The sequence below is a fragment of the Leclercia barmai genome (genome assembly GCF_049312895.1).
GTDB classification, from domain to species: domain Bacteria; phylum Pseudomonadota; class Gammaproteobacteria; order Enterobacterales; family Enterobacteriaceae; genus Enterobacter; species Enterobacter barmai.
This window is the reverse complement of sequence record NZ_JBMNWZ010000001.1, coordinates 633,691-655,874: the sequence shown is the minus strand read 5'-3', so window position 1 is coordinate 655,874 and position 22,184 is coordinate 633,691. Positions and strand designations below refer to the sequence as shown.

The window sequence follows — 22,184 nt, the reverse complement described above, 5'->3', positions numbered from 1 at the left end:
TGATAGACTTGCGATGCAGTTAACTTATAAGTTTCATATAAATCCTGCCATTCACGATACTGTTTTTATTCAAGGCTGATAAATGAATTTGTCTACTATTAAACCCAGATATGACTGGGTAGATGCCATGAAGTTCTTAGGGATATCGGCAATATATTTAGGGCATTTAGGGACTTACGCAGGAAAACTTTATCCTTTTGTCTTTAGTTTTCATGTGCCACTGTTTTTCTTCGCGGCCGGATTCTTTGCAGCCCATAAAGCGAAATCAAATTTCGTCCAGTTTACGATCAATAAAGCCAGGCGACTGCTCCTGCCCTACTTTGCTTTTGCCTTTATGACATTGCTGATAACCGGGTTGGGATCGGGCAGTGGTATTGAAGGATTAAAAGGAAGCGTCATTGAGATTATCTTTGGCATCCGAAACGCGCCTGCGGTCGGCAGCCTTTGGTTTATTAATTGTCTGTTCACTATTTTTATCATCGACTTTATCTTTTCGAGAATCACGACAAACCCTGTCGTGCTGCTCATCCTGTCGTTGATTGCCTATGTGTTATCACAAACTGTATTAGGGCATAACCCTTTGGTTGATCCCAAATGGATTTTTAACGTTGACTCCGCGTTAGCGTACTGGTGGTCACTTGCCGCCGGGAGATGCTTGTTCAGCACGCTGCAGAACAGTAAGGCATTTTCCAAATCCGTTCCCGGTGCGGTCTTATTTGCCGTTTTGGGGTTGATCACTGCGTATCAATTGTTCAATTCAGGTTCACTGCTCTTAGCTGTTTTACAGAAAATTCAGCCCTCGCTTGCAGGTTATGCGGCTGTTGGCATGTTTAATAACATCTTCACAACGCTGTGTTTAATACTGACCTGCGTGTTTGTTGCAAAAGCGATTTGTGAATCAAAGTATGTTATTAACGTCGGGAAAAATACATTAAACATTTGCGGCCTCGAATATATCGTTAAATCGCTGATTCCTTTATTCATCGGCTTACTGGGACTGCAATTTACTATTCCAAACCCGCTGGCGGCTGTTATTTATACCTGCATCTGCATCTACGTCGCGCATAAAATTGGCGTATGGCTGTCGGACATTATCCGCGGTCCGTTCCTCATTAAATAAATCAGGCCCGTCATGTACCCTGGCAGGGTACATGACGGCGCTTTCAGACTGCACTCTCCCCTGCAATCCTTCCCACCATTGCCCTGAGCTCTTCCCGCGATAATGGCTGTCGGTCGGTAACAAAGTGCAGCGTCATCCCTTCGATAAAGGCATCCAGCGCGCGGGCGGTGACCGGATCAAACCACTGCTCCAGCACGGTCTGGCTGGTTTTCATCCAGTCCTGCATCACGGTTTTTAACGACGGGCTGCGGTTCATAAAGGCGTACAGCTGGTACATCAGCTCCATATTGTGCGGCGTGGTGACTTCAGAGCTGTAGATCAGGGTGGTGATGGAATCACAGGCCATTTCCGGGCCCGTTACGCCAGCAAAAAACTCGCGGTACTGCACCGACATCTGCTGCGTAAACCAGGTGAAGGCCTCCTCGAGCAGCGCGTCCATACCGGCAAAATAGTAGGTCATCGACCCCAGCGGCACCCCGGCGCAGCTGGCGATTTTGCGATGGGTGACGGCGTTCAGGCCGTGTTCGGCAATGGTGTCCAGGGTGGCCTGCAGGATCCTTTCCCGCCGTTGCGGATCGTTGGGTCGTCTGTTCATATTTACCTCAGCGAATTTATGTACAAATGTACACAACCTTGCTAGTGTTGTCTCCTGTGTTGTCCCTCTGGTACAGAAATCATGACCGTCATCTCATCGCGCAAAATTCTGCAACGCCGCCTGTGGGCGCTGTTTATGTTCTTCTTTATTCCCGGCCTGTTAATGGCCTCCTGGGCTACCCGCACCCCCGCTATCCGCGACATTTTGTCGGTCTCAACGGCGGAGATGGGCATCGTGTTGTTTGGCCTGTCGATAGGCTCGATGAGCGGCATTCTCTGCTCCGCCTGGCTGGTTAAGCGCTTCGGTACCCGGAAAGTGATCCGCACCACCATGTGCTGCGCGATTGTGGGTATGATTATGCTCAGCGTTGCGCTGTGGTTCGCCTCCCCGCTGGCGTTTGCCCTCGGGCTCACCGTCTTTGGCGGCAGCTTTGGCGCCGCCGAAGTGGCCATCAACGTGGAAGGCGCCACCATCGAGCGCGAGATGAACAAAACCGTGCTGCCGATGATGCACGGCTTTTACAGCCTCGGCACGCTGGCAGGCGCGGGTGTCGGCATGGCGCTCACCGCCGCCGGCATCGCCGCGAATCTGCACATTCTGCTGGCGGCGCTGGTCTGTATCGCCCCGGTCCTGCTGGGTATCACCGCGATCCCGGACGGCAACGGCAAAAACCAGGCGGGCGAGAGCAAAACCGGTGAGAAGGGATTGCCGTTCTATCGCGATATGCAGCTGATGCTGATTGGTGTGGTGGTGCTGGCGATGGCCTTTGCCGAAGGGTCCGCGAACGACTGGCTGCCGCTGCTGATGGTGGACGGTCACGGATTCAGCCCCACCTCCGGCTCGCTGATTTACGCCGGGTTCACCCTCGGCATGACCGTCGGGCGCTTTACCGGCGGCTGGTTTATTGACCGCTACAGCCGCGTAACGGTGGTTCGCGCCAGCGCCCTGCTCGGCGGGCTGGGCATTGCGCTGATTATTTTTGTCGATGTCGACTGGATTGCCGGCGTGTCGGTGATCCTGTGGGGACTTGGCGCTTCGCTCGGCTTCCCGCTCACCATCTCGGCGGCCAGCGATACCGGCCCGGATGCGCCGACCCGCGTCAGCGTGGTTGCCACCACCGGCTACCTCGCCTTCCTGGTGGGCCCGCCGCTGCTGGGCTTCCTCGGCGAACATTATGGCTTACGCAGCGCCATGATGGTGGTACTGGGATTAGTGATGATTGCCGCCCTGGTTGCCCGGGCGGTCGCCAAACCGGCCGCACAGGCTGGATCTGTCATGGAGAATGGATATGAGCGTTAAAATGATTGCGGTTGATATGGATGGCACCTTCCTGAACGATGCGAAGGAGTACAATCGCGCGCGCTTCCTGCGCCAGTATGCGCAGATGAAGGAACGGGGCATTCGGTTTGTGGTCGCCAGCGGCAACCAGTATTACCAGCTGATCTCCTTTTTCCCGGAGATAGCCGATGAGATCGCCTTTGTCGCCGAAAACGGCGGCTGGGTGGTGAATGCCGGTGAAGACGTCTATAACGGCGAGCTGACCCAGGCGCAGTTCGCCACCGTGGCGGAATTTCTCTGTTCAATTCCCGAAGTAGAAGTGATCGCCTGTGGCAAAGGCAGCGCTTATACCCTCAAGCACTATGGCGAGGCGTTCCATGACGTGGCAGCGAAGTATTATCATCGCCTGGAAAAGGTGGATAACTTCGACAACTTCAACGATATCTTCTTTAAATTCGGGCTGAATCTGCCGGACGAAGAGATACCGCGCATCCAGGCGATGATCCACCAGAAGCTGAGCGATATTATGGTGCCGGTCACCACCGGGCACGGCAACATCGACCTGATCCTGCCGGGGATCCACAAGGCCAACGGCCTGCGCCTGCTCCAGGAGCTGTGGGGCATTGACGACAGCGAAGTGGTCGCCTTTGGCGACAGCGGTAACGACGTGGAGATGCTGAGCCAGGCCGGATTCAGCTTTGCCATGGCCAACGCCCGGGATCACATTAAAGCGGTCGCCCGCTATGAAGCGCCGCACAATAATGAAGAAGGGGTGCTGGAGGTTATCGACCGCGTGTTGAGCCGGGAAGCACCGTTCAACTAAGCAGGGTAATGCCCGGCGGCGCGTTGCTTGCACGGGCCTACGATATCGGGCCGTTTGTTAACACGACGCCCGTTTTTGTAGGCCGGGTAAGGCGAAGCCGCCACCCGGCTTGAATGCTTACTCCGGCTGTAACGAACTCCCCACCCGCTTATCTTTCAGGAACACAAACATCAGCGCCAGCCACAGCAGGCCGTTTGCCAGGTTGAACAGGCTGAACAACCCGTTGCCGCCGCTGCTGAAGGCGTGTTTGCTCACTTCGATACCCACAGTGAAGATCAGCATCTGCAACATGCCCATCGCCGCCGATACCGTACCTTTACTTACCTCGCTGGCAAACAGCGTCAGGCGCACCAGTCCGGCATTCGCCAGTCCAATACCAAACGCGTAAATGCTCAACCCGGCGGTCATCCACAGATAGGCATGGGATGACACCACCGTCGCTACCGCTGCCACCACCAGACCAATGACAATCGGCCAGCCGCCCATAATGATCAGCGAGCGCACGGTACGACGCGAGGTCAGGCGGGCCAGCACGACGTTACCCACAATCAGCGCGCCAAAAATCGGCACCTGCAGCAGGCCATACTCGTAGCTGCTGAGATTTTCACCGCTGATGATGATCACCGGCGACTGGGCGATCCACGCCAGCAGCGGCAGGCAGACAAAGCCAATGGCCAGCGCTCCCGCCACGAAGCGGACATTTTTCAGCACTTCTTTATAGTCGCGCCCCAGTTCCTGCAATGAGAGCTTCTCGCCAATACGGGTGGCGGTTTCCGGCATCGCCCGGTGCAGGCCGTAAAAAGAGATCGCCGCCAGCGCGGCAAACAGCACAAACATCCCCTCCCACGGTGCAACGTGGACCCAGGCCGCCCCCACCAGCGGGCCCAGCAGGGGCGCAATCAGCGCCACGTTAGCCATCAGGGCGGTGATTTTGATGCACACCGCCTCTTCAAACGACTCCTGGATGGCGGCATAGCCGACCGCGCCGATAAAGCACAGGCTGACCCCCTGTAAAAAACGCAGCACCATAAACTGCTCGATGGTTTGCGCCAGCAGGGTCGCCAGGCAGGTGACGATAAACCACGCCACCCCGGTGAGCATCACCGGACGACGGCCAATACGATCCGACAGCGGCCCGAGCAGCCACTGTAAAAACATCCCCCCCGCCAGATAGGCGGTCATGGAGGTGGGAACCCACTCGATCCCGGCGTTGTACTGCTCCACCACCGCCAGCATGCCGGGCTGGATCATATCGTTGCCGATATAGGTGGAGAATTCGTAAAGCACCAGGCACAGGGGGAACAGCAACGCCTGACGCCCCAGGCGAGTGCCAGAAGAAGAACGGTTTAACATGGAGTCTCAATATCCGATAAAAAATCGCGCAGAGTGTAATGAAATGGCCGCGCCAGAGATAGCAGATTCACGCGGCAGTTCAGAAATAAGGCACAAATCGCCGTCGTTTAAGGTTTCCTTAAGTTGGCATCCGTATGCTTGGGCTTTTCCAGTCATTGACCTTAATTATGACACAGATTTCCTCCGCTTCAGAATTGTCTAAGTTAAAGAGTTCTAAGACAAAACCCCTTTACCGCTTGCCGGTACGTTTTTATGGTTATCAGCTTATTGCGCTGCTGGTTCTGGCCGGGATTTTCACGTGGCTTTCACGGGATGAGACCCTTGACCGGATGCTGACAGGCTACTGGTTTGACGCGGCGACTCAGCACTTTCCGCTGCAGCAGAACGCGCTGCTGGATCTGCTCAATCATCGACTGGCGAAATACCTGACCATTGCCCTGGCCGCCGGAACGCTGCTTTACGGCGCGTACCGACGCAACGCCCGGCTGGTAACCGGGGCTCTGTTAATGGGGCTGGGCACGGCGGTGGTTGGCGTAATGAAAGCCATCAGCCATCACAGCTGTCCCTGGGATCTGGTTGAGTACGGTGGCAAAGCGCTGTCGTATCCCCTGTTTGATACCGCCCCCGCCGGCAGTGGCCCTGGCCGCTGTTTCCCGGGCGGACACGCCTCAAGCGGCTTTATGGTGATGGGACTGTTCTTCGCCTTCTGGCGCGAGCGTCCGCGCCTGGCCTGGGGAATGGTGGTAGCGGGTATTGTGCTCGGGCTGGTCATGGGCTATGGCCAGGTGATGCGCGGGGCACATTTCTTCTCCCATAACCTGTGGGCAGGTTGGTGGGTGTGGTTTTCACAGGTGGTGGCTTACGGCCTTGTTTCCGCCTGGTTTGCAAAAGAGTGACGAGGGTATGTTAGAAAATCTGAACTACGGACTGTTTGAACTGATCAACGCCACACCTGCTTCACCGGAGTGGAGCATCAAACTCGCCACCTTTGTGGCGAAAGATATGATTAGCATCGTTCCGGCGCTGATTGCGATCCTCTGGCTGTGGGGGCCGCGCAAGCAGGTAAGTGCCCAGCGCCAGCTGGTGATTAAGATCGCCATGGCGCTGCTGATTAGCCTGGCGGCGTCCTGGCTGCTGGGGCATATGTTCCCGCATGACCGCCCGTTTGTCGATCGTGTCGGCTATAACTTCCTGCATCATGCCGCCGACGACTCCTTCCCGAGCGATCACGGCACCGTCATCTTCACCTTTGCGCTGGCGTTCCTGTTCTGGCATCGCGTCTGGTCGGGCATCGTCCTGATGATAGTGGCCTGCACCATCGCCTGGTCCCGCGTCTACCTTGGCGTGCACTGGCCGATGGACATGCTGGGCGGACTGATGGTCGGCATGCTGGGCTGCCTGAGCGCGCAGATCCTGTGGAATCTGTGCGGGGACGTTATCTATCAACGTCTTTCGCAGCTGTACCGCTTCTGCTTTGCCCTGCCTATCCGTAAAGGCTGGATACGTGACTAATTCGGGTTTAGCGAGTTAAACTTGAGCCCCCCGGCGTAACGGGGGTTCATTTATGGCTCCGAGGACCTATGGAAACACGACGTGACGAACGGCTGGCTCAACTGATTAATGCGCTCAAGCGCAGCGACAAATTGCACCTGAAAGAAGCCGCCGCGCTGCTGGGTGTCTCCGAGATGACCATTCGTCGCGATCTCAACAGTGAAAGTGGCCCTGTGGTGCTGCTTGGCGGCTATATCGTCCTTGAGCCCCGCAGCGCCAGCCACTACCTGCTGAGCGATCAAAAGACCCGCCTGGTGGAAGAGAAACGCAAAGCCGCGCGTCTTGCCGCCTCGCTGGTGCAGCCCCACCAGACGCTGTTTTTCGATTGCGGCACCACCACGCCGTGGATCATCGAAGCCATTGATAACGACCTGCCGTTTACCGGCGTCTGCTACTCTCTGAACACCTTCCTCGCGTTGCAGGAAAAGCCAGATTGCCGGGTGATCCTCTGCGGCGGGGAGTTCCACGCCAGCAATGCGATTTTCAAACCGCTGAATCTGCAGGACACGCTTAATAACCTGTGTCCGGATATCGCCTTTTACTCCGCGGCGGGCGTGCATGTCCGCCAGGGGGCGACCTGCTTTAATCTCGACGAGCTGCCGGTAAAACAGTGGGCGATGAATATGGCCCAGTACCATGTGCTGGTGGTGGATCACAGCAAGATTGGCAAAGTGCGCCCGGCAAGAATGGGTGAGCTGACGCGCTTTAACGCCATCGTGAGCGACTGTCGCCCGGACGAGGAGCTGGTTTCTTATGCAAAGGCGCAGCAGATTAAGCTGATGTACTGAGTGCGGGCTAGTGCCCGGCGGCGCTACGCTTGCGCGGGCCTACGGTATTGGGCTGATTGGTGGCCTGATGCCCGGCGGCGCTGCGCTTGCGCGGGCCTACGATTTGGGCCGGTTAGCGGCCTGACGCCCGGCGGCGCTGCGCTTGCGCGGGCCTACGATATTTGTAGGCCGGGTAAGGCGAAGCCGCCACCCGGCGTTGTTTTCAACTACTTAAACCAACCACCAAACCACTCGTGGAATTTCATCATTACGTAATCCCACATCCGGCCGAAGAAGCCGCCCTCTTCCACCGCTTCCATCACCACCAGCGGACGCTGTTCGATGGATTTGCCGTTCAGCTGGAAGTCGATGGTGCCCACCACCTGGCCTTTCTTCAACGGTGCGGTGAGCTGTTTATCGGTCAGGGTGTAGCTCGCTTTCAGGTTTTTAAGCTGGCCGCGCGGAATGGTCACGGAACCGCTTTCGCCGGCACCGAGGCTAACCTCGCTCTTATCGCCAAACCAGACGCGCTGGCTGACAAAGGTCGCGTCCGGCTTAATCGGCGTGACGGTTTCGAAGAAGCGGAAGCCCCAGGTCAGCAGTTTTTCCGACTCGTTAAAGCGGATGCGGTCGGTTTTGGTGCCCAGCACCACCGAGATCAGACGCATATCGCCCTGGGTCGCTGACGCCACGAGGTTATAGCCGGCTCCCGCCGTGGTACCGGTTTTCATGCCGTCGACGTTCACGTTGCTGCTCCAGAGCAGGCGGTTACGGTTCGGCTGGCGGATCTTATTGAAGGTGAACTCTTTCTCTTTGTGGATCGCATACTCTTCCGGCACGTCATGAATCAGCGCCTTACCGAGCAGCGCCATATCCCGGGCGGTACTGAACTGACCCGGCGCATCCAGGCCGTGAACCGTTTTAAAGGTGGTGTTAGTGAGGCCTAATTTTTGCGCATACCCATTCATCAAGCCAATAAACGAATCCTGGCTGCCGGCCACATAATCGGCCAGCGCGATGCAGGCATCATTCCCCGACTGAATAATTACCCCTTTATTCAGATCGGAAACCGCCACTTGATCGCCGGGCTTGAGGAACATCACCGAGGAGCCACGGAGCGCCGGGTTGCCGGTCGCCCAGGCGTCTTTGCCGATGGTCACCATGTCGGTGAGTTTGATTTTGCCCGCTTTCAGCGCCTGCCCCACTACGTAGCTGGTCATGATTTTTGTCAGGCTTGCAGGGTCGAGTTTCTCGTCCGCATTGCCTTCGGCCAGCACTTTGCCGCTGGCATAGTCCATCAATATCCAGGCGCGCGCATCAACCGGCGGGGCCTCTGGCGCCGCCTGTTCCGCTGCGTACAGCGAAGGTGCAAAAAGGACCAGCAGCGCAGAACCCGCTACCAGACCGCGTAAAGAAGAAGTTTTTCGCATCATGTTGCCACCCGAATTTCCATTCCAAAAATCACGTCACACTACCGTGCCGTAAGAAGCGATGAGTAATAACGTACTAAAGCCTTAAAAAAAACCAAATCCTGGTAAAGTTTTTAAAGTTTATGCAATAACAACCCGATACGCTTTGACCACGTCGATTTTTTTCGCCTCTGTTGCGTATTTGTTGGGTTTATCTCACCATGTGAAGCCATACACTCGGATGTTATCTTAAGATCGGCTTTAATTATAAGGGGTTATTATGATTACGTTGTGGGGCAGGAACAATTCAACCAACGTCAAAAAGGTGCTCTGGACGCTGGAAGAACTCGATTTACCCTTTAACCAGATCATGGCGGGACTGGAGTTCGGGGTGAATAAAGACGCGGAGTATCTGGCGATGAACCCCAATGGCCTGGTTCCGCTGCTGCGCGATGACGAAACCGACCTGACGCTGTGGGAATCCAACGCCATCGTGCGCTACCTCGCCGCACAATACGGCCAGAACCGACTCTGGATCGATGCTCCCGCAAAGCGTGCCGTGGGTGAAAAGTGGATGGACTGGGCCAACCAGACGCTGTCCCCTGCCCACCGGGTGATCCTGATGGGGCTGGTGAGAACCCCGGAAGCCGAGCGTAACTACCCGGCCATTAATGCCGCAAAAGAGAGCTGCGAATCCCTGCTCGCCATGCTGGATGAAACCCTGGCGACACAGCCATGGCTGTCGGGCGACGACTTTGGCGTGGGCGACATCGCCGTCGCGCCCTTTGTCTGGAACCTTACCAACGTTGGCCTGGAGTGGACTTCGCGCCCGCATCTCGAGCGCTGGATGGCTAAGCTGAGCGAACGCCCTGCCTACCGTAACGTGGTGATGATCCCGGTTACTTAAGCTATTTCCCGGACGGGCTGACTTTTAACAGCTGCCCGTCCGACTCATCGGTCAGCACGTATAAATAGCCATCCGGCCCGACCCGCACATCGCGGACCCGTTGCTCGCGATCCCCCAGAATGCGCCCCTCTTCGGTTACCCTTTTGTCGTTAACGTTCAGTACGATCACATCCTTGTCCTTCAGCGCGCCGATAAACAGTTTGTTTTTCCACTGCGGGAAAACATCGCTGTTATAGAAGGCCATCCCGCTCAGGGCCGGGGACTGCTTCCAGACAAACAGCGGCGGCTCGGTGCCTTCCACATGCTCACCTTTAGCCTCCGGGATCGGCAAGCCGCTGTAGTTGATGCCGTGCGTCGCCAGCGGCCAGCCGTAGTTTTTGCCTTTTTCCGGGATGTTAATTTCATCCCCGCCGCGCGGGCCGTGCTCGTTAAGCCACAGGGTATCGCTCCACGGATTCATCGCCATCCCCTGCGGGTTGCGGATCCCGTAAGACCAGATTTCCGGCCGCGCATCGTTACGGTTTACGAAGGGGTTATCGCCCGGAACCGCACCCTGATCGGTCAGGCGCACCACCTTGCCCTGCAGCTTGTCCAGATCCTGGGCGGTAGGCCGCTGGTTATTCTCGCCCAGCGCGATATAGAGATAGCCTTTGCCGTCGAACACCAGCCGACCGCCAAAATGATTACCGGTAGAGAGTTTTGGCTGCTGGCGGAAGACCACCTTAAAGGCCTCCAGCCGCGTATTATCGTCGCTCAGACGGCCATACCCCACCGCCGTACCTGCTTTTCCGTCATCCCCCGCTTCGGCATAGCTCAGCCAGACCCGGCGCGAGGTCGCGAAGTCGGGTGCCAGCACCACGTCGAGCAGTCCGCCCTGGCCGTTAGCCCAGACCTTCGGCACGCCGACGATGGGATCGGAAAGCCCCTTACCCGCCTGCCAGCGCTTAAGCTGGCCGCCTTTCAGGGTGATCAACATGCCCTGATCTCCCGGCAGGAACGCCAGCGACCAGGGGTGATCGAGTTTATTTTGCAGCACTTCGACCTTCACGTCGGCGGGTGCCGCACACAGCGAGGCGGATATCAGCAACATTGGCAGGGAAATAAGCGAGGATCGACGCATAATGCACTCCTTTTCGACGTATGCCTTAAAGGTAGCCACTCAGCGCAGGGGCACTCTTACTTTTACAAAAACTTAAGCAGTTGGGGGAGTTGCCTCCCCCGGGGTCAGCTCCGAATCAGCGGTGCATGCGATTTCAGATACTGGATGCAGAGAGTGAGATCGTTCAGACAGTTTTCCAGCTTCTCTGCGTTGACGGCGATAAATGTCGGGCAATCGTGGTTGCCGGTCATCATACAGACGCCTGCGGTAGTGAGCGAACCGGCGGCACGATAGAGCATAGCCTGCTCCTCGGGATTACAATAGGCTCTCAGTTCAGGCGCTTTTTCACGCATATAAGTACAAAGTTCAAAGAAGTTGTCACGCAGATGGTCGCTTTCGCTGACTGACATGTACCCCTTCGCTTTCCTCAACTGCAGATAGGCCGCGAGATCAATTCGGGCGTTGATCATCTTGTTCAGAAGATCGCGTTTTAGTCTGTCAACGGACATGCTATTTCCCCCCTTGTCAGCTAAGAACATCTTTAGATTATGGCTGTTTTTTGTACAATTTAATGCGTCAGGTCAATAATACGCGACTGTTTTGCATAATTTACAATGTTAAATCGCCGCGTCCAGGCAGCAGCGAGAAGGCCTGCAGCGCGGGTAAATTCAAAATCATACTTCTCCCTCACAGCAGCGGGCGCGCAACCTGCTATTTTTCAGAGGGTCGCGCGGTGATACAGAGGGCGTATGCAAACCTTGCCGGTGTCAGAAAAGATCGTCTCGTTAACCCGGATCGACCTGAATCTGCTGACCCTCTTTTGCCTGATTTACAGCGTGGGCAGTATCTCCCGAGTGGCCGATATGCTGGACATATCGCCCTCCGCCGTCAGCCAGTCGCTGCGAAAACTGCGCGAGCAGATGGGCGATAACCTGTTTGTGCGCAGCGGCAATATTCTGCTGCCCACGGTGTATGCGGATGAGCTGTACGATAATATCCTGCCGCTCATCGATAAACTCGCCACCCTGCTTCCGCTCTCGTCACAGATTAAAAAGAGAAGACTGACGCTTTATACCGAATCCTTTATTTCACCGCTGGTCATTCCCGATCTCACGCAAAAAATTGTCAGCATGAATTCGGATATCAGCCTGCTGCACCGCACCGCTGAACTAAATGAAGCGAAAATTACCGAACTGCTGAATATGCGCCAGGCGGATGCGGTGTTCTCCACCTTTTCTGTTGAGAGCAGTAATCTTTCTTGCCAGAAGATGAGTGATATGACGCTGGTGTTGATTGCTGCAAAAGATAATCCTCTTTATGGGGATACGGTAACGGAAGAGATGTTCAGGGAGGCCAACCTTGTGGGCTACAACACCAAAAACGAAAAGATTATTTATCACCGGAGCATCGTTGATAAAAAATTCCGTTCCAGCGAGCGCTGCCTGCTGACGACCTCTTTCGCGTCCATCCTGCTGATTGTTTCTCAGACCGATTGCCTGGGCATTATCCCGGAAAAGGTCTTTTCGACGTATGCCGGGATGTATAACCTGAAGAAACTGGACACGCCCTTCACGCTACCGCAATTCAGTATTTACTCTTCTTTCAGAAAAGAGATGAATAAACTGCTCTATTCTCTGCTGGCCGATTTCTCAGTAAATAACCCGACCTGAATGTTCAGAGAATAATAGCCGGGTTAGTATTTTTTGATTTTGTGCTTACCGAATTCGCTGTCATCGGCAATTTTTAATTCATTGACTAATTTGGACTGGGTCAGACCTGTCGCAACGGAAATACAGGACAGTTCGACGCCGTAGGTGTGGAGGGTTTTGGCCATTTCTAATTTAGATTGCAGATAAATATCTCTCATAACGTACCTCATTTAAGTTATCGACGAGGTGAAAGATAAGTTATCTGTTTAACCAATCCAATAAGGGCCCCTTAAAGCCGGGATAAGAAAATCTTAGCCGCTGCCTGCACAGCACAGGGATCTGTATAAATCCCCGCAAGAACCCTGTACAATCCCTGCCCTGATAACTCCATAACTGACTACTTTTTAATCTATGAGCAATGTTACCCACCAGCCGAAAATCGGCTTCGTCTCCCTGGGCTGCCCGAAAAACCTGGTGGATTCCGAACGTATCCTGACCGAACTTCGCACCGAAGGCTATGACGTGGTGCCAAGCTACGACAACGCCGATATGGTGATCGTTAACACCTGCGGCTTTATCGATAGCGCCGTACAGGAGTCTCTGGAAGCCATCGGGGAAGCGCTCACCGAGAACGGCAAGGTGATTGTCACCGGTTGTCTGGGCGCCAAAGTCGATCAAATCCGCGAAGTGCACCCTAAGGTGCTGGAAATCACCGGTCCGCACAGCTACGAGCAGGTGCTGGAACATGTGCATCACTATGTACCAAAACCAAAGCACAACCCGTTCCTGAGCCTGGTGCCGGAACAGGGCGTGAAGCTGACCCCGCGTCACTACGCGTACTTAAAAATTTCCGAAGGCTGCAACCATCGCTGCACCTTCTGCATTATCCCGTCCATGCGCGGCGATCTGGTGAGCCGTCCGATTGGCGAAGTGCTGGCCGAAGCCAAACGTCTGGCAGATGCCGGCGTGAAAGAGCTGCTGGTGATCTCTCAGGACACCTCTGCCTACGGCGTGGACGTGAAGCACCGCTCCGGTTTCCACAACGGCGAGCCGGTGAAAACCAGCATGGTCGGCCTGTGCGAACAGCTCGCTAAGCTCGGCATCTGGACCCGTCTGCACTACGTCTACCCGTATCCGCACGTAGACGACGTGATCCCGCTGATGGCGGAAGGCAAAATCCTGCCGTACCTGGATATCCCGCTGCAGCACGCCAGCCCACGTATTCTGAAGCTGATGAAGCGTCCTGGCTCCGTTGACCGCCAGTTGGCCCGCATCAAGCAGTGGCGTGAAATCTGCCCGGATCTGACCCTGCGCTCCACCTTTATCGTTGGCTTCCCGGGTGAAACCGAAGAAGACTTCCAGATGCTGCTCGACTTCCTGAAAGAAGCCCGTCTGGATCGCGTGGGCTGCTTCAAGTACAGCCCGGTAGAAGGCGCGACCGCCAACGAACTGGCGGATCAGGTGCCGGAAGAGGTAAAAGAAGAGCGCTGGAACCGCTTCATGCAGCTGCAACAGCAGATCTCTGCTGAACGTCTGCAGGAGAAAGTGGGCCGCGAAATCATGGTCATCATCGACGAAGTGGATGAAGAAGGCGCCATTGGCCGCAGCATGGCCGATGCCCCGGAAATCGACGGCGCGGTCTACCTGAACGGTGAAACCAAAGTGAAACCGGGTGATATCGTGCGCGTGAAGGTTGAGAACGCCGACGAGTATGACCTTTGGGGTACGCGGGTTTAATTTCGGTTAACGCCTGATGGCGCTGCGCCATCAAGCCTGGAAAATCATACGCCCGGCAAGCTTGCGCCGCCGGGCGTTATTTCTGTTAATACTCGAACTGCCGGTAATAGCGGCGAATATCCAAACTGTGGCCGGTGTAATGCTCGAAATGGGCAGCCAGACGGTCCACCAGCAGGGTTGAAACTACGCACGGCGCCAGCAGCCAGCGGAACTCATCATCGATCCCCGCCAGGGTGTACTCACGCGGATCAAGCACCACCAGGTTATCGGTAATTTTCGCGGCAAAACGCTCCACGCGATCATCCAGCGCCCGGCATTTACCCTCCCCTTTCACCAGGAACAGCGGGACGTCTTTCTCCAGCAACTCCAGGGTGCCGTGGAAAAACTCCGCCGAGGAGACCGATTTGGTGCGCTTCCACTGCATCTCCTCCAGAATACACATCGAGAAGAGATAGACTTCGCCCCACATTTCGGCCCCACCAATCCACATCATATAGTCGGCGTTATGGTATTTTTGCGCGATGGCATCGGCCTGGGGATCAAATTGCTTTTTAGCATTAAGGAGATTCTCAGGCAACAATTCCAGCTGGCTGGCAAACTGGTTATAGTTAGCAAACTCCCCGTTACGATGAAGCAAGCGGAAGAATACCCAGTACAGCAGCATATACTCGTATTCCACGCCGTTCTTGTGCCGCATCGGAATATGCCAGGTGGCGGCGTTCGCCAGCGGCGATTCGCTATTTTTGGTGATCGCCACCACGCGGATCCCCTGCGCCTTACACCATTCGGCAATCGCTACTGACTCTTTGGTATCCCCCGATTTCGAGAGGGTAATTACCACTGAGTCTTTATTCAGCCGTTTATGTCCGGCATGAATTAATTCCGCCGCCTGTTCAAGGTAAACCGGCAGTTCGGTTAATTCCCGGGCGAAGGCGTTAATGGCCATCATTGGCGCGAGCGATCCCCCTACCGATGCGAAAAATAGCGTGCTGAAGCCCTGCTCAATAATGTCATCAGCTACCTTTTCCGCCTGTTTACGCGCAGCAACAATCTCACGAGCACTGGTCAGGTACTCGTCCTGATTAAAACCTAACATAGTCATTCTCCTGCTATATTTTGCTTTTTAAAACCCGATCGAAGTCATCGAAGATACGCACCGAGAGGTCGATGCCTTTGGCGCAGGCGGTACGCCAGGCCAGAATTTGCATGGGGATAATCAACAGCAGCGGCGAGAGCAGATGCTCAAGGGGGCAGTTCAGCGCCAGCGTATTAGCCGACGCCTCGCCCGTCAGCGTCACCAGAAACGTCTGCTTCACCGCTGGGGCCATATAGTCCCGCAGCGCCCGCAGGCGTGGGTTTGGCGCATCCTCAATAAAGAACATCACGTGCTCTGCGTTAGCCTCCAGATAGGGACCGTGCATGTAGGCCTCCAGTTCAAACCCGCCGGACGGTACCCGCACCGTTTCGGTGAACTTGGTTTCGAACTCCTTCGCCACCCCGGTCAGGGCCCCTTCGCCGATGGCGATAAAGCGCGTGGCCCCCTGCAGGGTGCTCTGATGCCGCTCAAAAAACGCCTTCGTGCGGGCGATGGTGTCGGGGATGGCGGCCGCAAGCCGGTGCAGCGCCTCGAGATAATCCAGTGTCCCCTTGTCATCAATCTGCTGTTGCGCCCGGGCAAGGGTGAGCGCCACCAGCATCAGGTTGAGCACCGTGGCGCTAAAGCCGCGGGTCACAAAGCCCACTTTCTCGATCCCGGTATGGATATCCAGCACGTGATTGCAGCGGCGGCCTATCGGGCTGTCCGGATCCGAGGTCAGGGCAAACACCGGCAGCCCGGCCGCCTGCACTTTTTCCATCGCCGCCAGCGTCGAGGCGCTTTTTCCGCTCTGGGAAACCACCAGCACCATGTCGGTATGCGGGTCGATGGCCTCGTAGTGGACAAAGTTGTACGGCTCTTTGATCTCAAGGAGCACGCCAAAGCGGTGCTCAAACAGGTAGCGTGCGCACATCGCCGCATTCAGCGATGAACCGGTCGCCAGCACCAACAGGCGGCGCACCGGGTGCTGGCGGGCAAAGGTTTCCACCGACGCCAGATGCTGCGGCCAGGCCCTGAGGATCGCCTCCAGCGCCGCAGGCTGCTCCTCGATATAGGTCATCATTGTTGGTTGCATCGTTTTCTCCCTCTAAAACAGACCGATCCACGATCCCAGAATGCCCACCAGCGCCATGCCGCCAATAATGGTGAGCGGTTTTACCTTGCGCCCCAGCAGCCAGTAGACCACCCCGAAGCTGATAAGCGGCAGCAGGCAGGGCATGATGTTGTCGATGATCCCCTGGACTTCGGTTTTCGCCTCCCCCGCCCCAAAGGAGAGGGGGACAGTGATGTTAATCATCGAGGCGGCCATCGCCCCCACCACCATCAGGCCGATAATCGACGCCCCGTAGGTGAGGCTCTCCATCATTCCGCTCTTCTGCACCCGATGGAGCACCCCGGTGCCCAGCACGTACCCCCAGCGGGTAAAGAGCCAGCGCACCAGAATGTGCGGCACGTTAAACACCAGCAGGAACAGGATCGGCCCCAGGATGTTGCCCTGCAGCGCCAGGCTGGTGCCGATGCCGGTGGCGATCAGGCGCAGCGTTCCCCAGAAAAAGGAGTCCCCCAGCCCGGCCAGCGGGCCCATCAAAGACGCCTTCACGTTGTCAATTGCCGTGCCGTCCATCTCGTTTTGCTGGCTGTTTTTCTCCTCCATCGCCGTCGTAATGCCCAGCAGCAGGGTGACGATATGCGGCGTGGTGTTGAAGAACACCAGGTGGCGTTTTAACGCCGCGGCCAGCTCAGCCTTCTGCGGATAGAGCTTTTTCAGCACCGGGATCAGGGCGTAGACAAAGGCGAGGTTCATCTGCCGCTCATAGTTCCAGGAAAACTCCATCTGGAACGACCGCCAGAACACCCGGCGCAGATCGCGTGCGTTGATCGCGTTCTCATCCTGCACCTGCGGCAGGGTCTCTTCAGAAATCTTCGTCGTCATCACTGACTCCTTGATCGGTGGTAGTTCGGGGGGCGTTGTGCGCAGTCATGTTGACCATCACCACCGCCACAATGGCGCCGAGAATAGCGATACCGGTGACGGGGATTTTCAGGTACGCCATCAGGGCAAAGCCGAGGAAGAAGAACGGCGCCACTTTTTTGTTGATCAGTAGCCGGGCGAGCATCGCAAAGCCCAGCGCCGGAATGATCCCTGTCGCCACGCTTAGCCCGTGCTTAATAAATTCCGGGATGGCATCCAGCAGGGATTTCACCGCGCTGCTGCCCACCAGGAAGGATACGGTCACCACCGTCGCCAGCATCAGGGACAGACCAAACCCGGCGATAAGGTGCATCCGCTCAATGCCGCCGGTATCCGCCTGTTCGGCATAGCTGTCGGCCCTCTGGCTGAGCATGGGGATAAACATGCCGAGATAGACGTTTTTCAGTACCAGCGTCAGGGTGGCAATCGGCAGGCCGAGCAGTAGCGCCGTCTCCGTTCCCGCCCCGGAGGTGATGGCAAACGCCACCCCCAGTACCCCGCCGGTGACCACATCCGGCGGAATCGACGCCCCCACCGAAAACGATCCGATAAACGCCAGCTCCAGCGTCGCGCCCATAACCACGCCCGTCTGCACATCGCCGAGCACCAGCCCGGTTAATAATCCGGTGACGATGGGCCGGGAGAGCAGCGAGGTGCCCAGGGCATATTCCGACTGGGCGATAAACGCCACCAGCCCGAGTAAAAGTGCCTCTGTCATAGTGAGTCCTCCGGAATTACAGCGATTCCGCTAATAGCTGTTTGCGATCGTTGGGCACCTGGCGTATTTCAACTTCAACGCCGTTGCCAGCCAGCTGCGTGAGCTTTTCGATTTCGTCCGGCAGCAAATTAATCGCCTTAGAGATATTGCGTGCGCCCTCTTTCGCTTTCACGCCGCCAAGATTAATGCTTTTAATACCCTCCACCGCCGAGGCTAAACGCCAGGCATCGTCCACGGACTCCACCACGATAAAAAGATGATATTTATCGGTGACGCCGCTTTTAATGGCTTCAATGGAGTCGTTGATATTTTTAATCACCAGCTTTACCGCAGGCGGTTTGGCCAGCTTGATGGTGGTTTTACGTAATTCATCATTGGGCACGCTGTCGTTAGCAATTAATATACAGTCTGCCCCCACGTACTGGGTCCAGGAAAAGGCCACCTGTCCGTGTAATAATCGGTGGTCAACGCGTAATAACGTAATCATTATTCTTCCTCTTAATCAGAAGTCTTTATCCGCCTGTAGCGCACTGGCAATAGACTGGTTGCAATACTGAATACTCTCTCTGGAACTGGATAACGCTTCGTGAATTAATTTTTCGCTGTCCTGCTCATCCGCTGAAATAAGCAGGTCAATCACCAGCGGCAGATTAAGACCGGCGATCAAATGAAAATGTGGCCGGTGCAGATAGCGGATAAATTCGTTGTTGACGCTTCCGGCAAAAATATCGGTGATGGCAATCACCTCATCCTGCGCCGGCAGGCTGGCAAGTAACGTCTCAACCTGCTCGGTGAGATCGTGGTTCTCGTCGACATAGGCGCAAAGCGTATGGATGTCCTGCTGCTTGCCGAGGATCAGCTCAACCGAATCGAGTAACCCGCGGGCAAAGGTGCCATGACTGGCAAAAATGTAATGTCGTTTCATCCTGTCCTCGAAAGCTCATTCCACTGTGCAGCGATTTGCTGAACAGAGAAGTGCAACCCACGTGCCAGAAAAAAGTGGCGCGTGGGCGAGGTGGAGAGAGGGAGAAGTTAAAACTCTTGATCTGCCTGAATAAATTCCGTATCCAGGGTCAGAATATTGTGGATGTAGCAGAGCTCGACGACGGGAATTTTGACACTATAACTGCTCTCAATGACACTAAAAGCCTGGCGCAACAGGCCCAGCTCGCTTTCAGGACACTGTCGTCCGGCATAGGTTGTGGGCGACGCGTTGCGGATCAGCCTCTCAATCAGACAGCTGATGTGCACATACAGCGCCACCTTGCGTTCGTTCGCCACCGGGTAACCGGCCAGATGCTCGTAGCGAAGGACAAACTGCTCCACCTGGTTGATCACCTTGGTGGTATCAAGAATGGTCACCGACTCAATCACCCGGCGCAGGGAGAAGTTCTTCAGCAGCAGATTGTTGATTTCGGCCACCTGCTCCTGTGTGGCGATATCGCCAAAGATGCGCATCAGCGGCCGCGTCCCCTCCCCGGCAATCAATGAATCCAGCGAGATCCAGGGAACACCGGGAACCTGCGGATCGAAGGTGCCGACAATCGCCAGTATGTCGTAGCGGTTAAAGGCCACCGTCCGCTCCTGCGCATCGCTGAGCATCTCGTAGTCGCAGGCGATAACCTCAATCCCCAGCGTCTCCGGGATACTGGCCTTCAGCAGATGACAGAGATTGGCCGCCGCGCCGATGCCGGTGATGCAGGTGGTGAGGATCACCCGGGGTTTACTGGCCTGCGGCCAGAACAGCTGGTGCTCCACCGGTAAATCCGCGCCGATTTCGCTGGCGATCTCCTCGATGTGGTGCCCCTGCAGGATCCGTTCCCCGACATACAGCGCCATGCTGGTGGACACATTGTTCACAATCGCCACCGGGGTCGCCAGCCGACGCTGGAAGTGGCTGTGGATGGCGTTCAGCGACCCCATATCCACCAGGATCATCAGCCCGGACGTCACGGCGTTGCTTTCGATATAGTGCATCACCTGCTGGGCAATCGCCTCCGGCGTGACGTCGAGCGGCATGTCGAAGGATTCAAAAACGGTGTGCTTCAGTAAGCGGTTTGCCACATTGGCGATGCTGCTGGCGGTGGCGTAGCCGTGGGCGAGGATCACCGCCCGCGTCACCCGGGATTGGCTCACCGCCCCCGCTTTATGCAGCCACAGCACCAGCAGCACGGCGTCGATGCGCTGGGCTTCGATGTCGAGCTTTTGCGTCAGGGCGGCGATCATCGCCTGGCAGAAGCGGTACAGCAGGGGATACTTTTGCGCCAGAAAGTCATCCAGCAGACGGACACGCGCCTGGCTCAGAGCCGACAGGCCGTTGTGGGCGCGATGCACCAGATAGTGGCTCAGGGCGTAGATGCCGTTGCCGTTAAACTGCACGTTGAACTGCTGCTCCAGGCGGTAAAACGCCTCCCGCACCTGCTGGGTGGTGAGCTGCAGGAGCGGCGAGGCGGTGGTATCGCGATGGTGGAACACCAGCCTGTCGAACAGGGTTTCGATCTCCTCCCCCATCCGCCGGTGCACCTCCTCCCAGCCCGACCGACCGGCGATCGCCTCTTCGTGCAGGGCCAGCACCTGGCACTGGGTATCATGGATCATTCCCTGGGTCCGGTCGTGGGCGCGCAGCAGCCACTGCAGGTTGGTCTGCGGCTCTATCGTCAGGGGCTCTTCCACCACGGGGGTGTCGTTCAGGGTCGGGATGGCGGCCAGCACTTTTTCCGGCAGATCCTGAAGGATAACGTTAATGGTCTCCTGCCCCCGTTGCCTGGCCCACGCCGCAGCGACCGCATACCTGATGACGTTTTTCAGCTCGCCCACGTTACCGCGATAGAGGGCGTGGTGAAGCACCTGGCGCAGACGGGGTGTCACGGTCAGGGGAACATCCAGCTTCTTCGCCTCCCGCCACAGGAACTGCAGGATCAGCGCCTCTTTTTCCTGACGGGAACGCGCTTGCAGGTCGGGGAGCGTCACCAGGATCGGAATACGGCGCAGGAAGGTGGTTAAAAAGGTGCTGTGCAGATCCTCGGTGGTGGCAAAGACCAGCCGGGTGGAGATCGCCCTGCCCTGTGCGGTTTCCCCTACCCGGTAGATCTCCTTGCGATCGAGCCAGGTAAAGAGTTTTTCCTGGCCCTCGGCGTTCAGGCGATGCACTTCGTCGAGAAACAGCATCCCGCCGTCGGCGGCTTCGAATGCCCCCTGTTTATCGGTCTGTGCCCCGGTAAACGCTCCTTTCACATAGCCAAACAGGTTCGCCGCCAGCAGCTCCGGATTGCTGGCGTACTGGGCACAGTTGAAGCTGACAAAGGGAGCATCGTCCGACATCAGCCCCTGGGAGATGGCGTAAGCGTGCATCAGGTTCGCCATGTAGCTTTTACCGGTGCCGCTGTCCCCGGTGATCAGCAGCGGCAGACCGCCATCGGGATAGAAGAGCGCCGTTTTCAGCTGGGCAATGGCCTTTTTCAGGCTGCCGTCATGGCCGATCAGCAGGGAAAAGTGATCCGGCGCTTCCTGCCCGCTGTCGCCGTCGTTCAGCAGCTGGGCAATGCTGTCGTATTCGTTGCCTGACAACGGAGAGAACTGCTGGCTGAAGGCCTTCTTATGCAGGAAGTAGACCGGCCGGGTGTTGATTTTAACCAGCTCCCCCTGGGCCACCAGCTGGTTCAGATAGTGGCTGGCGGTGTTGCGCTTGAGGTCGAACCGCTCTGCCAGGTAGCTGGCGGTAAAGACCTCGCTCAGGTTTTCCGGGTCGAAAAAATCGGTCTGGTTGGCAAGGAAGCTCAGGATTTCGTTGCGCATGGTGGATCCCACGTCTGGTGTGTCGTGGGGGTATGATGCCCGCAAACGCGCGGGCGGAGGGGATGCTACGGCCGGGAATATGCGCTTTTGTGGGGGAGCGCACAGAATGTCTGCGGGGTACATGCGGCGGTGATTCGATTTTGCTGGTTCTGGTGCTCGTTCCGGTTTTGTAGGCCCGTGCAAGCGTAGCGCCGCCGGGCGGTTCCTGGCTGTTTCCATGTAATATTTTCCGTTGCTTTAAAACTTTGCGAGGCGGATTCCGGGAATGGTTTTTCCAGGTTGTCGCCTCGATCTCTTCGCAGTATCTTCCTGCTG

General features: G+C 56.5%; 22 protein-coding genes. 9 read left to right on the top strand and 13 right to left on the bottom strand.

Features of this window, described 5'->3' with window-relative positions; genetic code table 11:
* Positions 1 to 82: 82 nt before the first annotated feature.
* Positions 83 to 1,120, top strand: coding sequence for an acyltransferase family protein (locus ACOYA6_RS03030; protein WP_039029600.1), 1,038 nt, complete (start codon positions 83 to 85; stop codon positions 1,118 to 1,120).
* 43 nt (positions 1,121 to 1,163) lie between these two features.
* Here the strand turns inward: ACOYA6_RS03030 and ACOYA6_RS03025 are convergent, their stop codons facing one another.
* On the bottom strand, positions 1,164 to 1,715 hold the full coding sequence (locus ACOYA6_RS03025) for a TetR/AcrR family transcriptional regulator (protein ID WP_039029601.1): 552 nt from the start codon (positions 1,713 to 1,715) through the stop codon (positions 1,164 to 1,166).
* A gap of 81 nt (positions 1,716 to 1,796) precedes the next feature.
* Here ACOYA6_RS03025 and ACOYA6_RS03020 point away from each other — a divergent pair, with 81 nt between their 5' ends.
* A complete protein-coding gene (locus ACOYA6_RS03020; protein ID WP_138369493.1) occupies positions 1,797 to 3,014 on the top strand; it encodes an MFS transporter in 1,218 nt (405 codons plus the stop codon).
* Positions 3,004 to 3,816, top strand: a complete 813-nt coding sequence (locus ACOYA6_RS03015) for a Cof-type HAD-IIB family hydrolase (RefSeq protein ID WP_223075030.1) — start codon at positions 3,004 to 3,006, stop codon at positions 3,814 to 3,816. The genes ACOYA6_RS03020 and ACOYA6_RS03015 overlap by 11 nt, the downstream gene beginning before the upstream one ends.
* 117 nt (positions 3,817 to 3,933) lie before the next feature.
* On the opposite strand, the gene ACOYA6_RS03010 is transcribed toward ACOYA6_RS03015, so the two are convergent.
* On the bottom strand, positions 3,934 to 5,169 hold the full coding sequence (locus ACOYA6_RS03010; RefSeq protein WP_039029604.1) for an MFS transporter: 1,236 nt from the start codon (positions 5,167 to 5,169) through the stop codon (positions 3,934 to 3,936).
* Between the two features lie 167 nt (positions 5,170 to 5,336).
* Here ACOYA6_RS03010 and ACOYA6_RS03005 point away from each other — a divergent pair, with 167 nt between their 5' ends.
* The 3 genes from ACOYA6_RS03005 (at position 5,337) to deoR (ending at position 7,508) form a co-directional block, all read left to right on the top strand.
* A complete protein-coding gene (locus tag ACOYA6_RS03005; protein WP_223075028.1) occupies positions 5,337 to 6,065 on the top strand; it encodes a phosphatase PAP2 family protein in 729 nt (242 codons plus the stop codon).
* 7 nt (positions 6,066 to 6,072) lie between these two features.
* Positions 6,073 to 6,681, top strand: a complete 609-nt coding sequence (gene ybjG, locus ACOYA6_RS03000) for an undecaprenyl-diphosphate phosphatase (protein WP_223075027.1) — start codon at positions 6,073 to 6,075, stop codon at positions 6,679 to 6,681.
* A gap of 68 nt (positions 6,682 to 6,749) precedes the next feature.
* Positions 6,750 to 7,508 carry a DNA-binding transcriptional repressor DeoR gene (deoR, locus tag ACOYA6_RS02995; RefSeq protein ID WP_422654005.1) on the top strand — a complete coding sequence of 253 codons (759 nt, stop codon included), beginning with the start codon at positions 6,750 to 6,752 and terminating at the stop codon, positions 7,506 to 7,508.
* A 206-nt stretch (positions 7,509 to 7,714) separates the two neighbouring features.
* Here the strand turns inward: deoR and dacC are convergent, their stop codons facing one another.
* A complete protein-coding gene (dacC, locus tag ACOYA6_RS02990; RefSeq protein WP_039029607.1) occupies positions 7,715 to 8,920 on the bottom strand; it encodes a serine-type D-Ala-D-Ala carboxypeptidase in 1,206 nt (401 codons plus the stop codon).
* Positions 8,921 to 9,176: 256 nt separating this feature from the next.
* On the opposite strand from dacC, the gene ACOYA6_RS02985 reads away from it, so the two are divergent.
* Positions 9,177 to 9,803, top strand: a complete 627-nt coding sequence (locus tag ACOYA6_RS02985; protein ID WP_223075026.1) for a glutathione S-transferase family protein — start codon at positions 9,177 to 9,179, stop codon at positions 9,801 to 9,803.
* Position 9,804: 1 nt separating this feature from the next.
* Here the strand turns inward: ACOYA6_RS02985 and ACOYA6_RS02980 are convergent, their stop codons facing one another.
* Both ACOYA6_RS02980 and bssR read right to left on the bottom strand, forming a co-directional pair.
* Entirely contained in the window at positions 9,805 to 10,923 is a 1,119-nt protein-coding gene (locus tag ACOYA6_RS02980) for a PQQ-dependent sugar dehydrogenase (protein WP_223075025.1), read from the bottom strand.
* A 104-nt stretch (positions 10,924 to 11,027) separates the two neighbouring features.
* Positions 11,028 to 11,411 (bottom strand): biofilm formation regulator BssR, encoded by a 384-nt coding sequence (bssR, locus tag ACOYA6_RS02975; protein ID WP_039029610.1) that lies wholly within the window; start codon positions 11,409 to 11,411, stop codon positions 11,028 to 11,030.
* 240 nt (positions 11,412 to 11,651) lie between these two features.
* On the opposite strand from bssR, the gene ACOYA6_RS02970 reads away from it, so the two are divergent.
* Positions 11,652 to 12,572 (top strand): LysR family transcriptional regulator, encoded by a 921-nt coding sequence (locus ACOYA6_RS02970; protein WP_422654004.1) that lies wholly within the window; start codon positions 11,652 to 11,654, stop codon positions 12,570 to 12,572.
* A gap of 23 nt (positions 12,573 to 12,595) precedes the next feature.
* On the opposite strand, the gene ACOYA6_RS02965 is transcribed toward ACOYA6_RS02970, so the two are convergent.
* The gene (locus ACOYA6_RS02965; RefSeq protein WP_138369502.1) at positions 12,596 to 12,769 is read right to left on the bottom strand and encodes a glycine cleavage system protein T; all 174 of its coding nucleotides are present in this window, start codon (positions 12,767 to 12,769) and stop codon (positions 12,596 to 12,598) included.
* Positions 12,770 to 12,962: 193 nt separating this feature from the next.
* Between ACOYA6_RS02965 and rimO the strand changes: the two genes are divergently transcribed.
* A complete protein-coding gene (gene rimO / locus ACOYA6_RS02960) occupies positions 12,963 to 14,288 on the top strand; it encodes a 30S ribosomal protein S12 methylthiotransferase RimO (RefSeq protein WP_039029618.1) in 1,326 nt (441 codons plus the stop codon).
* Positions 14,289 to 14,373: 85 nt separating this feature from the next.
* Here the strand turns inward: rimO and ACOYA6_RS02955 are convergent, their stop codons facing one another.
* The 7 genes from ACOYA6_RS02955 to ACOYA6_RS02925 all read right to left on the bottom strand — a co-directional run bounded on the left by ACOYA6_RS02955 (position 14,374) and on the right by ACOYA6_RS02925 (position 21,869).
* Complete coding sequence (locus tag ACOYA6_RS02955; RefSeq protein ID WP_422654003.1) at positions 14,374 to 15,384, bottom strand: SIS domain-containing protein; 1,011 nt, start codon at positions 15,382 to 15,384, stop codon at positions 14,374 to 14,376.
* Between the two features lie 13 nt (positions 15,385 to 15,397).
* Positions 15,398 to 16,459 carry an SIS domain-containing protein gene (locus tag ACOYA6_RS02950; protein ID WP_422654002.1) on the bottom strand — a complete coding sequence of 354 codons (1,062 nt, stop codon included), beginning with the start codon at positions 16,457 to 16,459 and terminating at the stop codon, positions 15,398 to 15,400.
* A gap of 12 nt (positions 16,460 to 16,471) precedes the next feature.
* Positions 16,472 to 17,317: a PTS system mannose/fructose/sorbose family transporter subunit IID gene (locus ACOYA6_RS02945; RefSeq protein ID WP_422654001.1), complete on the bottom strand. Its 846-nt coding sequence runs from the start codon at positions 17,315 to 17,317 to the stop codon at positions 16,472 to 16,474.
* On the bottom strand, positions 17,298 to 18,074 hold the full coding sequence (locus ACOYA6_RS02940) for a PTS mannose/fructose/sorbose/N-acetylgalactosamine transporter subunit IIC (protein WP_422654000.1): 777 nt from the start codon (positions 18,072 to 18,074) through the stop codon (positions 17,298 to 17,300). The genes ACOYA6_RS02945 and ACOYA6_RS02940 overlap by 20 nt, the downstream gene beginning before the upstream one ends.
* A 16-nt stretch (positions 18,075 to 18,090) precedes the next feature.
* On the bottom strand, positions 18,091 to 18,561 hold the full coding sequence (locus tag ACOYA6_RS02935) for a PTS sugar transporter subunit IIB (RefSeq protein ID WP_422653999.1): 471 nt from the start codon (positions 18,559 to 18,561) through the stop codon (positions 18,091 to 18,093).
* 15 nt (positions 18,562 to 18,576) lie between these two features.
* Positions 18,577 to 18,999: a PTS sugar transporter subunit IIA gene (locus ACOYA6_RS02930; protein WP_422653998.1), complete on the bottom strand. Its 423-nt coding sequence runs from the start codon at positions 18,997 to 18,999 to the stop codon at positions 18,577 to 18,579.
* Positions 19,000 to 19,106: 107 nt separating this feature from the next.
* Entirely contained in the window at positions 19,107 to 21,869 is a 2,763-nt protein-coding gene (locus ACOYA6_RS02925; protein ID WP_422653997.1) for a sigma-54-dependent transcriptional regulator, read from the bottom strand.
* Positions 21,870 to 22,184 lie beyond the last annotated feature (315 nt).